We start from the raw sequence: 15,526 nt of genomic DNA, 5'->3' as shown, positions 1-15,526 counted from the left end.
CCGCGGGCACCACCACCCCTCCCGTGTCCGCCCGCCTCGCCCGGGCCCGCCCCCAGAAGGTCGCCGACCCATGCCCCAATCCGCCGTCTTCGTCCCGCACTTCCACTGGGACCGGGAGTGGTACGAGCCGTTCCAGGTCTTCCGGCACCGCCTGGTGACCGCACTCGACACCGTGCTGGACACCGCCGACGCGCACCCGGAGTTCCGGTTCACCGTCGACGGGCAGATGGCCGCGGTCGAGGACTACCTGGAGATGCGGCCGGAGAACCGCGACCGCCTCGCCGCCCTCGTCGCCGAGGGCCGGCTCGCCGTCGGCCCGTGGCTGATCCTGCTCGACGAATTCCTGTGCTCGGGCGAGACCATCGTGCGCAACCTGCGGATGGGCTGGGCCGCGGCGGAGCGGCTCGGCGGCGCCATGCCGATCGGGTACCTGCCGGACATGTTCGGCCACGTGGCGCAGATGCCGCAGATCCTGGCCCGCGCCGGGTTCGCGCACGCCGCGCTGTGGCGGGGCGTGCCCGGGACCGTCGACGGCCACGCCTTCCGCTGGCAGGCCCCCGACGGCTCCGAGGTCAGGACCGAGTTCCTCTTCGACGGCTACGACAACGGCCTCGACGTGCTGCTGGTGCCCGAGGACATCCGCCGCGCGCTCGCCGACTACGCCGAGATGACCGCCGGCCGCTGGGGCGGCGACCCGCTGCTCGCCATGGCCGGCACCGACCACAGCGCGCCCGACCCGCGGCTCACCGAGTGGCTGCGGCGCGCCTCCAGCGACGAGCGCCCGATCACCCTGGCCACGCTCGACGAGTACCTGCGCGGCCATGTCCGCGACGAGCCGACCGCCGTCGTCACCGGCGAGCTGCGCAGCCATGTGCGCGGCAACATCCTGCCGGGCGTGCTCTCGGTCCGGCTCGGTCTCAAGCAGCGGATGGCCGCCGCCGAGCGCACCGTCGACCACGCCGAACGGGCCGGCGCGCTGTGGTCCGGGCGTGACGACGCGCCGTTCCTGGAGCTGGCCTGGCACAAGATCATCGAGTCCACCGCGCACGACTCGGTCGTCGGCTCCGGCACCGACGAGACCTGCGACCAGGTCGACGCCCGGCTCGCCGAGGCGGCGCAGGCCGCCCGCGCGGTACGGGACGCGGCCCTGGCCGAGCCCGCCGCCGCGGTGCCCAGCGACGCCCACCTGGTCGGCAACACGCTGCCGTTCGCGCGTACCGCCCACATCGAGGTGGACGTGGCGGCGCCCGCCGAGGGCGGCGCACTGGCCGCGACCGCCGCCGACGGCTCGCTGCACCCCGTGCAACTGATCTCCCAGGCGCCGACCGTGCTCAGCGACGAGGTGATGGACGCCTCCCAGGTCGAGCGGGTGCTGCGCCGTATCCACCGCCGCGAGCTGTTCGGCCGGCAGATCGACGCTTACGAACTCACCCCCGGCAGGCTCGTCTTCCACCTCGCCGAGGTGCCGACGTCCGGCCCGTTCGACCTGCTGATCCTGCGCCGCCAGGTCGCCGAGGCCGCGGCCGCGCACCCGGGGGAGTGGCAGGTGCTGACCCTGGAGGAGGCCCGCGCCACCGCCCTGGTGCCGGTGCACGTGCCCGCCTCGGGCCTCGCGAGCGTGCGCGTCACCCCCGCCGAGCACGCCCCCGAGTACGCCCCCGGCGCCGGCTTCACCCCGGCCACCGCCGCCGGCCGCGCCCTGGCGAACGGCCTGGTCGACGTCGAGGTCCGCGCCGACGGCACGGTGGACGTCACCGGCGCCGACGGCACCGTGCTGCGCGGCCTGGGCCGGCTGGTCGACGGCGGTGACCGCGGCGACAGCTACAACTACGGGCCCCCGGCCGGCGACGTGCTGGTCGAGGAGCCCGCCGAGGTCGCCGTGGAGGTCCTGGAGGACGGCCCGCTGCGGGCGCGCACCAGGATCACCCGGGTCTACCACTGGCCCGCCGCCCTCACCGAGGACCGCGACGTGCGCAGCGCGCAGACCGTGGCGACCCCGGTCGAGACCGTGGTGGAGCTGCGGGCCGGGGAGCCGTTCGTACGGATCTCGCTGTCCTTCCTCAACCGCTCCGCCGACCACCGGCTGCGCTTCCACGCACCCCTGCCCGAGCCCGTCACCGGCTCCGCGTCCGCCGGGCAGTTCGCCGTCACCCCGCGCGGGCTCACCGCCGAGGGCGGCTGGGGCGAGCACCCGCTGCCGACCTACCCGGCCGGCCAGTTCGTCACCGCCGGCCCGGTCACCGTGCTGGTCGACCACTCCGCGGAGTACGAGGTCGTCGGCGACGGCACGGAACTCGCCGTCACCCTGCTGCGGGCGGTCGGCTCGATCAGCGTCAACATCCACCCCTACCGCGACGAGCCCGCGGCGAGCGAGATCCCCGCGCCGGGCGCGCAGGACCTCGGGCTGCGGATCGCGCACCGGCTCGCGGTGCTGCCCTCGGCCGGCGGGTGGCAGGCGGCCGGCGCGGTCGGCGCGGCCGAACTCTTCCGCAACGACGTGCTGGTGGCCCGCGGCACCGCGCCCGCGGGCGGCGCCCTGCCCCCGGACACCGAGGGCATCCGGGTCGACGGCCCCGACGTGCTCGTCTCGGCGGTCCGCCGGGTCGGCACCGCGGACGGCGGGACCGGCACCGAGGTCCGGCTGACCGCCATGAGCGACACCGGGGCCCGGGCCCGCGTGACGGGCGCGTTCACCGAGGCGGTCACCGTCGACCTGCTCGGCCGGCCGCTGTCCGCCCAGCCGGCCGACGGCGCCCTCGACCTGACCCTGGGCGGCTGGGAGATCCGCACGGTCGTCCTGCGATAAGCAGCGGCAAGGAGCCCCCCGCACAGCCCTTTACGAGAAAGAGTCGTGACCCGTGTCCTCCTCTCGCACCGCCCCCGAAGACACCGCGTACGTGGCCGACCCCGCGCCGGGGCACGGTGCCCTGCGCCCCGCGCGCTCCTGGCTGCACTCCGACGCCCCGGCCCTGAGCCTGAACGGGCCGTGGCGGTTCCGGCTGTCGCCGACCGCGCGGGTCGCGGCGGACTTCGCGGCCGGCGCCTTCGACGACGGCGGCTGGGACACCATCCCGGTGCCCTCCCACTGGGTGCTCCAGGGCGACGGGGCCTACGGGCGGCCGCACTACACCAACGTGCAGTTCCCGTTCCCGATCGACCCGCCCCACGTGCCGGACGAGAACCCGACCGGCGACTACCGCCGCCGCTTCACGGTGCCGGCCGAGTGGGCCGGCGCCGAGCGGGTGGTGCTGCGGTTCGACGGGGTCGAGTCGCTGTTCCGGGTCTGGGTGAACGGCGAGGAGATCGGCGCCGCGAGCGGCAGCCGGCTGGCCCACGAGTTCGACGTGACCGCGGCCGTGCGGCCGGGCGACAACGTCGTGGCGGTGCGGGTGCACCAGTGGTCGGCGGCCAGCTACGTCGAGGACCAGGACCAGTGGTGGCTGCCGGGCATCTTCCGCGACGTCACCCTGCACGCCCGCCCGGCCGGCGGCATCGAGGACGTCTGGCTGCGGACCGGCTTCGCGGCCGGCCGGGGCGCCATCGACCCCGAGATCACCGCGGACCCGGCAGCCTTCCCGATCACCCTGCGGGTGCCCGAAATCGGCATCGAGGAGGTCTGGGCCACCCCGGCCGACGTCGCGCCGCTGGACGCGGGTGCGGTGCAGCCCTGGACGGCCGAGCAACCGCGGCTGTACGAGGCGACGGTGACCAGCGCCGCCGAGACGGTCACCGTGCGGCTGGGCTTCCGCACGGTCGAGATCCGCGGCGACCGCTTCCTCGTCAACGGCCGCCGGGTGGTCTTCCACGGCATGAACCGCCACGAGGCCCACCCCGAGCGCGGCCGGGTCTTCGACGAGGAGCACGCCCGTGCCGACCTGGCCCGGATGAAGCGGTTCAACGTGAACGCGATCCGCACCAGCCACTACCCGCCGCACCCCCGGCTGCTCGACCTCGCCGACGAACTCGGCTTCTGGGTCGTGCTCGAATGCGACCTGGAGACCCACGGCTTCGACGCGGTGGGCTGGACCGGAAACCCCAGTGATGACCCGGCCTGGCGCGAGGCGTACCTCGACCGCGTCGAGCGCACCGTCGAGCGCGACAAGAACCACCCCAGCATCGTCATGTGGTCCCTCGGCAACGAGGCGGGCACCGGCGACAACCTCGCCGCCATGTCCGCGTGGGTGCACGCCCGCGACAGCGGCCGGCCGGTGCACTACGAGGGCGACTACACCGGCGCCTACACCGACGTCTACTCGCGGATGTACGCCTCGGTGCGCGAGAGCGAGCAGATCGGTACCGACGGCTCGCGCGCGCCCCTGCTCGGCTGCACCCCCGCGCAGGGCGCCCGGCAGCGCACCAAGCCGTTCGTGCTGTGCGAGTACGCCCACGCGATGGGCAACGGACCCGGCGGGCTCGACGCGTACGAGGAGCTGACGCGCACCCACCCGCGGCTGCACGGCGGCTTCGTGTGGGAGTGGCGCGACCACGGCATCGCCGCCACCGCCCCCGACGGCACGCCCTTCTTCGCCTACGGCGGCGACTTCGGCGAGGTCGTGCACGACGGCAACTTCGTGATGGACGGCATGCTGCTCAGCGACGACGTGCCGACGCCTAGCCTGCACGAGTTCAAGGCCGTCGTGCAGCCGGTGCGGTTCACCTTCGCCGACGGCGTGGTGGAGATCGCCAACCAGCGCCACTCGGCCGACACTTCCGACCTGCGCCTTTGCTGGCGGGTCGAGCACGACGGGGCGGTGGCGGCCGAAGGCGTGCTGGAGGCGCCGGTGGTGGCGGCGGGCGGCACGGCCGTGGTGCCGCTGCCGCCGATACCCGTCGCGGCGGACGCCGAGACCTGGTTCACCGTCGACGCGGTGCTTGCGTCCGCGACCGCCTGGGCCGATGCGGGCCATGTGGTCGCGAGCGCCCAACTGGACCGCTCCGCACCCCGACCCGTGCCCGCCGCGCGGGCCCGCGGCGACTGGCGGCCCGCCGAAGGCACCCTGGCGCTCGGCGTCGCCGAGTTCGCCGGCGGCTCCCTGGTGCGCCTGGCCGGCCGGCCCGTCACGGGCCCGCGGCTGGAGCTGTTCCGGGCGCCCACCGACAACGACGAGGGCGCCGAGGTCGACCCGGACGCCGACGCGAACGTCGCCGGGGCCTCCCACGCCGCGCTGTGGCGCCGCGACGGCCTCGACCGGCTGACCACGCGGCGGATGTCCGTGGAGTGCGCCGACGGCGCGCTGCGCACGGTCGACCGGGTCTCGGCGGCGAACTCGGGGCGGTGGGTGACGGTCGAGTCCGTCTGGTCGCTGGACGGCGACGCGCTCGAACTGCGGGTGGAGGCGACACCGTCGCGCGGCTGGTCCACGGTCTGGCCGCGGATCGGCATCCACCTCGAACTGCCCGACGGGGAGCACCCGGTGGACGGCGCCGAGTGGTTCGGCACCGGCCCGCTGGAGTCCTACCCGGACAGCATGCGTGCCGCCCGCACCGGCCGGTTCGCCGCGGGTGTCGCGGAGTGGGGGGTGCCGTACGCGCGTCCCCAGGAGAGCGGACACCGCTCGGCCCTGCGGGAGTTGACGCTGACCAGCGGCGGCACCGGCGTGCTGGTCGTCACGGCGCTGCCCGACACGCGCGGACGCCGTCCCGGCTTCAGCCTGAGCCGGCACACCCCGCAGCAGATCGCCCGCGCCGGGCACCCCTTCGAGCTGCCCGCCGGCACGGCGAGCCACCTGATCGTGGACGCCGCCCAGCACGGTCTCGGCTCGCGGGCCTGCGGTCCCGACGTGGCGCCGGAGTTCGCGCTGCGCCCGGAGGCCCGCACCCTCAGGCTGCGGCTGCGGGCGGTCTGACGGGTGGTCGGCACCCGCCGCCGCCCGGTCCGCCCCCGCGCACGGCACGGCGTCGCCTCCCGTGCCGTGCGCGGCCGGCCGGTGATCGCGCACGGCACGGGAGGCGGGCCCGAACACCGGACGGCGGCCGGGCCCCTGATCGGGCCCGGCCGCCGTCCGGTCGCGGTGCGTGCGGTCAGCCGCTCAGCCGGCCGCGCCCATCAGGACCGGGCGGCCCAGCTCGCGCGAGCGGGTGGCGGCCTCGGCGACGGCGAGCGCCGCGCGCGCGTCGTCCCCGGTGCACGGGCTCGGCCGGGTGCCGGCCACGACCTCGGTGAACGCGGCGAGTTCGTCCCGGTAGGCGTCCTGGAAGCGTTCCATGAAGCCGCCGTAGGGCGTGCCCGCGGGCCAGTCGGCGCCCTCGGCCGAGACCACCGGCGTCCGGTCGGTCAGGCCCGCGGCCAGCGTGCCCTTGGAGCCGCAGACTTCCAGCCGGACGTCGTATCCGGCGCCGTTGTAGCGGGTGGCGGTGCAGGTGGCGAGGGTGCCGTCGTCCAGGGTGAGCAGGGTGACGGCGGTGTCGACGTCGCCGGCCGCGGCGAAGAAGTCCTCGCCGCGGTTGGCGCCGGTGGCGTAGACCTCGGTGACCTCGCGGCCGGTGACCCAGCGGACGATGTCGTAGTCGTGCACGGAGCAGTCGCGGAAGATGCCGCCGGAGCCGGGGATGTAGCCGGCGTGCGGGGGCGTCGGGTCGGAGGTGCAGGCGCGCAGGGTGTGGGTCCAGCCGAGCCGGCCGGCGGTGATCGCCTCGCGCAGGGCCAGATAACCGGCGTCGAAGCGGCGTTGGAAGCCGATCTGGAGCGGGACGGGGGCGTCGGCGGCCGCGGCGAGCACCGCGTCGGTCTCCTCCAGGGTGCCCGCCACCGGCTTCTCGCAGAAGGTGGGCAGCCCCGCCCGCTGGGCGGCGAGGATGAGGTCGGCGTGGAAGGCCGTCGGGGCGGCGATGACCACGCCGTCGAGGCCGGCGCCGAGCAGACCGTCGATGTCGCCCGCGAACCGCGCGCCGACGGTTTCGGCCACGGCGCGGGCGGAGTGTTCGTCGGCGTCGTGCAGCACGATGCCACTCACGGCGGGCAGGCCGGCGAGGGTGGCGGCGTGGAACGCGCCGATACGGCCCGTGCCTATGAGTCCGATGCGCATGTGCGGGTGCCTTTCGTGCGGGATGCCGGGAGCGGCATTCAGCTTTCTACTCTGTGGCGAATGACAAGGCAAGAGTTTGTTATGACATATGGACGTACAGAGCTTACACTGCATCATGCGTCATACTGGCCTGCGTCGGCAGAAGTTTCTGGAGGGGTGGAAGTGGATTCGCTCGCACAGCAGATCACCATCGACCGGGGCAGCCCGGTCCCGCTGTACTTCCAGTTCGCCCAGCAGCTGCAGGAACTCATCGAGTCCGGGGTGCTGCCGCCCGGCACCCGGCTGAGCAACGAGGTCGCGATGGCCGACCAGTTCGGGCTGTCCCGCCCGACGATGCGTCAGGCCATGCAGCACCTGGTGGACAAGGGCCTGCTCGCCCGCAAGCGCGGCGTCGGCACCCAGGTGGTGGCCAACCGGATACGTCGCCAGCTGCAGTTCACCAGCCTCTACGAGGACCTGGAGCGCGAGCGGCGGCGCCCGGCCACCGAGGTGCTCTCGGTGGGAACCGTCCCCGCCGACCCCGCGGTCGCCGCCGCGCTCCATCTGGACGAGGGCGCCGAGGTGGTGGCGGTGCAGCGGCTGCGGCTCGCCGACGGGGAGCCGATCGCCCTGATGCACAACCACCTGCCGGCCGGCCTGGTCGAGCTCACCGCCGAGGCGCTGGCCGGAGCCGGCCTGTACCAGGTGCTGCGCCGCGCGGGCGTGGTCCTCGGCGTGGCCGAGCAGTCCATCGGCGCCCGCCGGGCCACCGCGGCCGAGGCCAGGCTGCTCGACGAGACCCGCGGCGCCACCCTGCTCACGATGGTCCGCACCGCGCAGGACGCGTCGGGACGGCCGGTCGAGTACGGCTCGCACGTCTACCGGGCCTCGCGGTACGCCTTCGAGATGACGGTCGCCGCGCACTGACCCGCGGGCGGCACGGCGACTCCTCTCACATCAGTCATAATGTCAGGACAAACTATTGACATGATGTCGAGCGGGAAGGCAGGCTCAGGGCAGACGCCCGGGCCCCGCGCCGCCGTTGGCCGCGGACCCGCGTCACACGGCACCGACCAGCAGCAGTCACACGAACACCGACCGGGAAGAAGGGCACGCCATGCGGAGCACCAGGGCCGCCAGCGACAGCGCCACCGACGGGCTGAAGACCCGCCGGGCGAAGGGAGTCCGCCGGTGACCGCCCCGCTCGCCGCGCGTATCGCCGGCGCACCGATCTCCTGGGGCGTGTGCGAGGTCCCCGGCTGGGGCCACCAGCTCCCCCCGCAGGCGGTCCTGCCGCAGATGCGGGAACTGGGTCTGAGCGCCACCGAGTTCGGCCCCGACGGCTTCCTGCCCGCGGCCCCCGCGGAGAAGGCCGCCGTGCTCGCCTCCTACGGCCTGCGCGCCGTCGGCCAGTTCGTGCCCGTCGTCCTGCACGACCCCGGCCACGACCCGCTGCCCGAGGTCGAGACCGCGATCGCCGGCCTCGTGGCCGCCGACGCCGGCACCGTCGTCATCGCCGCCGCGACCGGGACCGACGGGTACGACGCCCGCCCGGTGCTCGACGACGCCGGCTGGGCGCTGCTGCTCGCCAACCTCGACCGGATCTCGCGGGCCGCCGCCCGCGCCGGCCTCACCGCGACCCTCCACCCGCACGTCGGCACGATGGTCGAGAGCGGCGAGGAGACCGAACGCGTCCTGCGCGGCAGCGGCATCGGGCTGTGCCTCGACACCGGCCACCTGCTCATCGGCGGCGGCGACCCCGTCGCCGTCGCGTCGCGCTGGCCCGGCCGTATCGCCCACGTCCACCTCAAGGACGTCCGGCTGGCGCTGGCCCGGCAGGTCCAGGCCGGCGCCGCCACCTACACCGCGGCCGTCGCCGACGGCATGTACGTCCCCCTCGGCACCGGTGACGTGGACATCGCGGCCATCGTCCGCATCCTGGAGGGCGCCGGCTACAGCGGCTGGTACGTACTGGAGCAGGACACCGTGCTGCGGGCGGCCCCCGGCGAGAGCGGCGGCGCCGACCCCGCCGACGACGTCCGCGCCTGCGTCGCCTACCTGCTGTCGCTCGCCGGGGCCACGGCGGACCCGACCGGACCGGCGGGGGAGTGACCGCGGTGGCAGCGACGAGGGCAGCGGCCCACGACCTCATCACCATCGGCCGGACCGGCGTCGACATCTACCCGCTCGACCACGGCGTCGGGCTGGAAGAGGTGGACACCTTCCGGAAGTTCCTGGGCGGCAGTGCCACCAACGTCGCCGTCGCCGCGGCCCGGCACGGCCGCGACGCCGCCCTGATCACCCGCGTGGGCGACGACCCGTTCGGCCGCTACGTGCGCGCCGAGGCCGCCCGGCTCGGCGTCGACCCCTCCTACATCACCGCGATCACCGACCCGGACGGACCGCCCACCCCCGTCACGTTCTGCGAGGTCTTCCCCCCGGACGACTTCCCGCTGTACTTCTACCGGTACGGCACCGCGCCCGACCTGATGATCGAGCCCGGTGAACTGCCGCTGGACGCCGTCCGCGACACCGCTGTGCTGTGGGCGACCGTCACCGGCCTGTCCGCCGAGCCCAGCCGCGCCGCCCACTTCGCCGCCTGGCAGGCGCGCGGCCGGCGCGCCGGCACCGTCCTCGACCTCGACTACCGCCCGATGTTCTGGGCGAGCGCCGAACAGGCCCGCGCCCAGGTGAGCCGGGCCCTGGAACACGTCACCGTCGCCGTCGGCAACCGCGAGGAGTGCGAGGTCGCCGTCGGTGAGACCGACCCCGGTCGCGCCGCCGACGCGCTGCTCGACCGCGGCCTGGAACTGGCCATCGTCAAGCAGGGCCCCAAGGGCGTGCTCGCCGCGACCCGGGACGAGCGCGTCGAGGTGGCGCCCTTCCCCGTGCAGGTCGTCAACGGCCTCGGCGCCGGCGACGCCTTCGGCGGCGCCCTCGTGCACGGCCTGCTCAGCGGCTGGGAACTGCGCCGCACCATCGAGTTCGCGAACGTGGCCGGCGCACTGGTCGCCGCCCGCCTCGAATGCTCCACCGCCATGCCCACGACCGCCGAGGTGGAGGACGCCCTCGCCTCCCGGGCGCGCCCTTCCGAAAGGACGCCTTGATGCACGCCGCACAGCTGACCGAGATCCGGGCCCGCGAGCCCGAACGCATCGGGCACGCGTGGCAGAAGCGCTCCCGGCGCCCCCTGCTCGGCACGGACGGCCGGCTGCTCATCGTGGCCGCCGACCACAGTGCCCGCGGCGCCTTGGGCGTGCGCGACGACGGCCTGGCCATGGCCAGCCGCAGCGACATGCTGGACCGCCTCACCACCGCGCTGTCCCGCCCCGGCGTGGACGGCGTCCTCAGCACCCCCGACCTGCTCGACGACCTGCTGCTCATGGGCGCCCTGGAGGACAAGGTCGTCATCGGCTCGATGAACCGCGGCGGCCTGCAAGGCGCCGCCTTCGAGTTCGACGACCGCTTCACCGCCTACACCCCGCGGGCCATCGCCGAACAGGGCCTGGACGGTGGCAAGACCCTCACCCGGATCTGCCTCGGCGAGCCCGCCACCGTGGCCACGCTGGAGGCGACCGCGGCCGCCGTCACCGAACTGGCGTCCCTCGGCCTGATGGCCATGGTCGAACCGTTCCTGTCGGTCCGTGAGGGAAGCCGCACCCGCAACCTGCTCGACCCCGACAGCGTCATGCGCTCCATCCACATAGCCAGTGGGCTCGGCGCGACCAGCGCCCGCACCTGGCTGAAGCTGCCGGTCGTCGACGAACTCGAACGGGTCCTGGACGCGACCACGCTGCCGACCCTCCTGCTCGGCGGCGACCCGGTGGGCGACCCGCAGGACACCTACGCCTCCTGGCAGGACGCCCTGCGCCTGCCGCAGGTCCGCGGCCTCGTCGTCGGGCGCGCCCTGCTCTACCCGCCGGACGGCGACGTGGCCGCCGCCGTGGACATCGCGGCCGAACTCACCCACGGGAGTGGCCGATGACCGACGAGAACCGCTGGGTGCTGCCCCGCGGCACGGCCGGCGCCGACGGCTGGGAACTGGCCGTCACCGCCGCCCACCCGGGCTGGCAGCACACCGCCCTGCGGGTGGCCGACCTGACCGGGACGGACAGCCGTACGGTCGAGGCCGGCCCCTGGGAGCACATCGTCGTACCGCTGTCCGGCGGCGTCCACGTCACCGCGCACGCTCCGGACGGCCAGGTGCACGAGGCCGAACTCGACGGCCGAGCGGACGTCTTCGCCGGTCCCACCGACGTCGCCTACGTGCCCGCGGGCAGCCGGATCACGGTCCGGGCGGGCGGCGGTGGCGCGGCCCGCGTCGCCGTCGCCGGCGCCCTCGCGCCCGGCGGCGGGTCGCGCGCCTTCCGCCGTATCCCCGCCGCCGACGTACCTGTCGAGCGGCGCGGCGCCGGCAGCGCCTCGCGGGAGGTCCGCAACTTCGGCACCCCCGCGGTGCTGGAGGCCGAGGCGATCATCGCCTGCGAGGTCGTCACCCCGGCGGGCAACTGGAGTTCGTGGCCGCCGCACAAGCACGACGCCGAACGCCCGGGCGAGGAGACCGCCCTGGAGGAGATCTACTACTTCGAGACCCGGTCCGTCGACGACCGCTGCACCGACCCGGTCGGCTACCAGCGGGTGCACGCCTCGGCGGCCGACCGGCCGATCGACGTGCTGGCCGAAGTGCGCACCGGTGACGTCGTCCTGGTGCCCTACGGCTGGCACGGCCCGTCGGCGGCGGCGCCCGACGCCCACCTGTACTACCTGAACGTCATGGCGGGCCCCGGTCCCGAGCGGGCCTGGCTGATCTGCGACGACCCGGCCCACGCGCGGGTACGCGAGACCTGGGCGGACCAGCCGTTCGACCCGCGGCTCCCGCTGGCTCTCCCGGCGACGGAGCCGCCGACACCTCCAGCAGCAGGGAAGGCGCGATGAGTACGGAGCAGGAAGCGACGACGGTGCGGCTGACGGTCGCCCAGGCGACGACCCGGTTCCTCGCCGCCCAGTGGACGGAGCGGGACGGCGTGCGGCGCCGGTTCTTCGCCGGCGTCTTCGGGATCTTCGGCCACGGCAACGTCGCCGGCCTCGGGCAGGCGCTGCTCCAGATGGAGCGGGAGTCCGGCGGCCACTCGCCGCTGCCCTACGTCCTCGCCCGCAACGAGCAGGCGATGGTGCACACCTCGGTCGGCTACGCGCGGCACAAGGACCGCCTGCAGAGCTGGGCCTGCACCGCCTCGATCGGCCCCGGCTCCACCAACATGCTGACCGGCGCGGCCCTGGCGACGATCAACCGCGTCCCGGTGCTGCTGCTGCCCTCCGACACCTTCGCCACCCGGGTCAGCGCGCCCGTCCTCCAGGAGCTGGAGCAGCCGTACGCGGCCGACGTCAGCGTCAACGACGCCTTCCGCCCGCTGTCCCGGTTCTTCGACCGGGTGAGCCGGCCCGAGCAACTGCCGGCCGCGCTGCTCGGCGCGATGCGGGTGCTCACCGACCCCGCCGACACCGGCGCCGCGACGATCTCCCTGCCGCAGGACGTCCAGGCCGAGGCGTACGACTGGCCGTTGGAGCTGTTCGCCCCGCGCACCTGGCACATCGCACGCCCGCCGGCCGAGGCCGCGCTGGTCGCGGCGGCGGCCGACCTGGTGCGCGGCGCCCGGCGGCCGATGGTCGTGGCCGGCGGCGGCGTCCACTACTCCGGCGCGGAGGAGGCGCTGGCCGCCTTCACCGAGGCGACCGGCATCCCCGTCGGCGAGACGCAGGCCGGCAAGGGCTCCCTGCCGCACGGCCACCCGCGGCTGATGGGCGCGGTCGGCTCGACCGGCACCACGGCCGCGAACGCGCTGGCCGCCGGCGCCGACCTGGTGATCGGGGTCGGCACCCGCTGGAGCGACTTCACCACCGCCTCCCGCACCGCCTTCCAGCAGGCCGGCGTGCGGTTCGTGAACATCAACGTGGCCCGACCCGACGCGGTCAAGCACGCGGGCCTGGCCGTCACGGCCGACGCGCGCGAGGCGCTGACCGCGCTGACCGAAGCCCTCGCCGGCCACCGCGTCCCGGACTCCTACGAGCAGGAGCAGGCCGCCTTGTGGGCGGCGTGGGACGCGGAGGTCGAGGCCGCCTACCACCCGGACCCGGCCGTGACCGACCGCCTCGCCGAGGGCGTCCTCACCCAGAGCACCGTGCTGGGCCGCGTCAACGAACTGTCCGACCCGCGCGACGTGGTGCTGTGCGCGGCCGGCTCCATGCCCGGCGACCTGCACAAGCTGTGGCGGGTCCGGGACCGCAAGGGCTACCACGTCGAGTACGGCTACTCCTGCATGGGCTACGAGATCCCCGGTGCGATCGGGGTGCGGCTGGCCGACAGCACCCGGGACGTCTTCGCGATGGTCGGCGACGGCGGCTACCTGATGATGCCGACCGAACTGGCCACCGCCGTCCAGGAACGCGTCAAGATCATCGTGGTCCTCGTGCAGAACAACGGCTTCCACTCCATCGGTTCGCTGTCGGAGTCGCTCGGCTCGCAGCGGTTCGGCACCCAGTACCGCTACCGCGGCGCCGGAGGCGGCCTCGACGGCGCCCACCTGCCGACCGACCTCGCCGCCAACGCCCGCAGCCTCGGCGCCCACGTCATCGAGGTGCACTCCGAGGCCGGGCTGGAGGCCGCCATCGCGGCGGCCAAGGCATGGCCGGCCGACGGCGGTCCCGTCGTCATCCACGTCGAGACCGACCCGCTGGTGCCGGCGCCCGACAGCGCGAGCTGGTGGGACGTGCCGGTCAGCGAGGTCTCGACCCTCGACTCCACCCAGCAGGCGCACCGCGCGTACGTCCGCCACAAGGAGGACCAACGCACGCTCCTCGCCCCGGGCGACGCCACCCCGGCCGCCGACGCCGGCAGCCACCGCGACGACCCCCACGAAGGAGACGCCGCCGGGAACCGACCGGCCGCGACGTCCCGCCCGCACCCCGCACCCCCCGGAAGGAGCCAGCCGTGAGCGACCCGCGGCGCATCACCCACCTCATCGACGGACGCCCGTGGCAGGGCACCGCCGAACGGACCGGCCCGGTCTTCAACCCGGCCACCGGCGAGCAGTCCGGCACCGTCGACCTGGCCTCGGCCGAACTCGTCGGCGCCGCCGTCACCTCCGCCAAGACCGCCTGGCAGCAGTGGCGTTCGACGTCCCTGGCCAAGCGGACCCAGGTGCTCTTCGCCTTCCGCCAGCTCCTGCACGAGCGCAAGGAGGAGATCGCCGCGCTGGTGACCGCCGAGCACGGCAAGGTCCTGGCCGACGCGGTCGGGGAGGTCACCCGCGGCCTGGAGGTGGCCGAGTTCGCCTGCGGCATACCGCACCTGCTCAAGGGCGGCTTCACCGAGAACGCCTCCACCGCGGTCGACGTGCACTCCGTCCGGCAGCCGCTCGGCGTCGTCGCGGTGATCTCGCCGTTCAACTTCCCCGTGATGGTGCCGATGTGGTTCGTGCCCCTCGCGATCGCCTGCGGCAACGCGGTGGTGCTCAAGCCGAGCGAGAAGGACCCGAGCGCGACGCTCGCGATGGCGGCGCTGTGGCAGGAGGCCGGCCTGCCCGACGGCGTGCTCCAGGTCGTCTGCGGCGACAAGGAGGCCGTGGACGCGCTGCTCACCCACGAGGACGTCGCGGCGGTCTCCTTCGTCGGCTCGACGCCCGTCGCGCGGTACGTCTACGAGACGGGCACCGCCCACGGCAAGCGCGTCCAGGCGCTCGGCGGGGCGAAGAACCACATGCTGGTCCTCCCCGACGCCGACCTCGACCTGGCCGCGGACGCCGCCGTCAACGCCGGGTTCGGCTCCGCCGGCGAGCGCTGCATGGCCGTCTCCGCGCTGGTCGCCGTCGAACCGGTCGCCGACGAGCTGGTGGCCAAGATCACCGAACGGATGGGCGGGCTGCGCACGGGCGACGGCACCCGGGGCTGCGACATGGGTCCCCTGGTCACCCGGCAGCACCGCGACAAGGTCGCCTCCTACGTCACCGCGGGAGTCGAGGCCGGCGCGAAGCTCGTCGTGGACGGCAGCACGGGTGAGTTCGACGCCGACGGCGACGGCTTCTTCCTGGCACCGACCCTCTTCGACCACGTCCGCCCGGGCATGCCCGTCTACGACGACGAGATCTTCGGCCCGGTGCTGTCCGTGGTCCGCGTCGCCTCCTACGACGAGGGCCTGCGCCTGATCAACGCCAACCCCTACGGCAACGGCACCTCGATCTTCACCAACGACGGCGGCGCCGCCCGGCGCTTCCAGTACGAGGTGGAGGTCGGCATGGTCGGCGTCAACGTGCCGATCCCCGTCCCGGTGTCGTACTTCTCCTTCGGGGGCTGGAAGAACAGCCTCTTCGGCGACACACACGCCCACGGCACCGAGGGCGTGCACTTCTTCACACGCGGCAAGGTCATCACCTCCCGCTGGCTGGACCCGAGCCACGGCGGCATCAACCTGGGCTTCCCCCAGAACGACTGACCGCCCGGCAGACCGGCGCGGTCCCTCATCCGCT

General features: G+C 74.5%; 10 protein-coding genes. 9 read left to right on the top strand and 1 reads right to left on the bottom strand.

Going from position 1 to position 15,526, the window contains the following annotated elements:
* The first annotated feature begins 70 nt into the window (after positions 1–70).
* Both OG370_RS04435 and OG370_RS04430 read left to right on the top strand, forming a co-directional pair.
* Positions 71–2,806, top strand: coding sequence for an alpha-mannosidase (locus tag OG370_RS04435; protein WP_328460796.1), 2,736 nt, complete (start codon positions 71–73; stop codon positions 2,804–2,806).
* Positions 2,807–2,897: 91 nt separating this feature from the next.
* The gene (locus OG370_RS04430; protein ID WP_443060845.1) at positions 2,898–5,846 is read left to right on the top strand and encodes a glycoside hydrolase family 2 TIM barrel-domain containing protein; all 2,949 of its coding nucleotides are present in this window, start codon (positions 2,898–2,900) and stop codon (positions 5,844–5,846) included.
* Positions 5,847–6,029: 183 nt separating this feature from the next.
* On the opposite strand, the gene OG370_RS04425 is transcribed toward OG370_RS04430, so the two are convergent.
* Positions 6,030–7,025 carry a Gfo/Idh/MocA family protein gene (locus OG370_RS04425; protein ID WP_328460792.1) on the bottom strand — a complete coding sequence of 332 codons (996 nt, stop codon included), beginning with the start codon at positions 7,023–7,025 and terminating at the stop codon, positions 6,030–6,032.
* A gap of 162 nt (positions 7,026–7,187) precedes the next feature.
* On the opposite strand from OG370_RS04425, the gene OG370_RS04420 reads away from it, so the two are divergent.
* The 7 genes from OG370_RS04420 to OG370_RS04390 all read left to right on the top strand — a co-directional run bounded on the left by OG370_RS04420 (position 7,188) and on the right by OG370_RS04390 (position 15,492).
* The gene (locus tag OG370_RS04420; protein ID WP_328460790.1) at positions 7,188–7,931 is read left to right on the top strand and encodes a GntR family transcriptional regulator; all 744 of its coding nucleotides are present in this window, start codon (positions 7,188–7,190) and stop codon (positions 7,929–7,931) included.
* A 264-nt stretch (positions 7,932–8,195) separates the two neighbouring features.
* Positions 8,196–9,116, top strand: coding sequence for a TIM barrel protein (locus OG370_RS04415; RefSeq protein ID WP_328460788.1), 921 nt, complete (start codon positions 8,196–8,198; stop codon positions 9,114–9,116).
* A gap of 5 nt (positions 9,117–9,121) precedes the next feature.
* Positions 9,122–10,111: a 5-dehydro-2-deoxygluconokinase gene (iolC, locus tag OG370_RS04410; RefSeq protein WP_328460786.1), complete on the top strand. Its 990-nt coding sequence runs from the start codon at positions 9,122–9,124 to the stop codon at positions 10,109–10,111.
* Positions 10,111–10,989, top strand: coding sequence for a Cgl0159 family (beta/alpha)8-fold protein (locus tag OG370_RS04405; protein ID WP_328460784.1), 879 nt, complete (start codon positions 10,111–10,113; stop codon positions 10,987–10,989). Before iolC ends, OG370_RS04405 begins: the two co-directional genes overlap by 1 nt.
* Complete coding sequence (gene iolB, locus OG370_RS04400) at positions 10,986–11,939, top strand: 5-deoxy-glucuronate isomerase (RefSeq protein ID WP_328460782.1); 954 nt, start codon at positions 10,986–10,988, stop codon at positions 11,937–11,939. Before OG370_RS04405 ends, iolB begins: the two co-directional genes overlap by 4 nt.
* Positions 11,936–13,996 (top strand): 3D-(3,5/4)-trihydroxycyclohexane-1,2-dione acylhydrolase (decyclizing), encoded by a 2,061-nt coding sequence (iolD, locus tag OG370_RS04395; protein ID WP_328460780.1) that lies wholly within the window; start codon positions 11,936–11,938, stop codon positions 13,994–13,996. The genes iolB and iolD overlap by 4 nt, the downstream gene beginning before the upstream one ends.
* Entirely contained in the window at positions 13,993–15,492 is a 1,500-nt protein-coding gene (locus OG370_RS04390; RefSeq protein WP_328460778.1) for a CoA-acylating methylmalonate-semialdehyde dehydrogenase, read from the top strand. The genes iolD and OG370_RS04390 overlap by 4 nt, the downstream gene beginning before the upstream one ends.
* The last annotated feature ends 34 nt before the right edge of the window (positions 15,493–15,526 follow it).

Origin of the sequence: Streptomyces sp. NBC_00448 (genome assembly GCF_036014115.1) — a bacterium.
Taxonomy (GTDB): domain Bacteria; phylum Actinomycetota; class Actinomycetes; order Streptomycetales; family Streptomycetaceae; genus Actinacidiphila.
Note: the sequence above shows the minus strand (reverse complement) of the source record. Positions and strands in the feature narration are given on the sequence as shown.

Coding starts and splice junctions, on each gene's coding strand:
- iolD (WP_328460780.1), top strand. CDS start 11,936: ATGAGTACGGAGCAGGAAGCGACGACGGTGCGGCTGACGGTCGCCCAG.
- OG370_RS04435 (WP_328460796.1), top strand. CDS start 71: ATGCCCCAATCCGCCGTCTTCGTCCCGCACTTCCACTGGGACCGGGAG.
- OG370_RS04425 (WP_328460792.1), bottom strand. CDS start 7,025: ATGCGCATCGGACTCATAGGCACGGGCCGTATCGGCGCGTTCCACGCC.
- iolB (WP_328460782.1), top strand. CDS start 10,986: ATGACCGACGAGAACCGCTGGGTGCTGCCCCGCGGCACGGCCGGCGCC.
- OG370_RS04405 (WP_328460784.1), top strand. CDS start 10,111: ATGCACGCCGCACAGCTGACCGAGATCCGGGCCCGCGAGCCCGAACGC.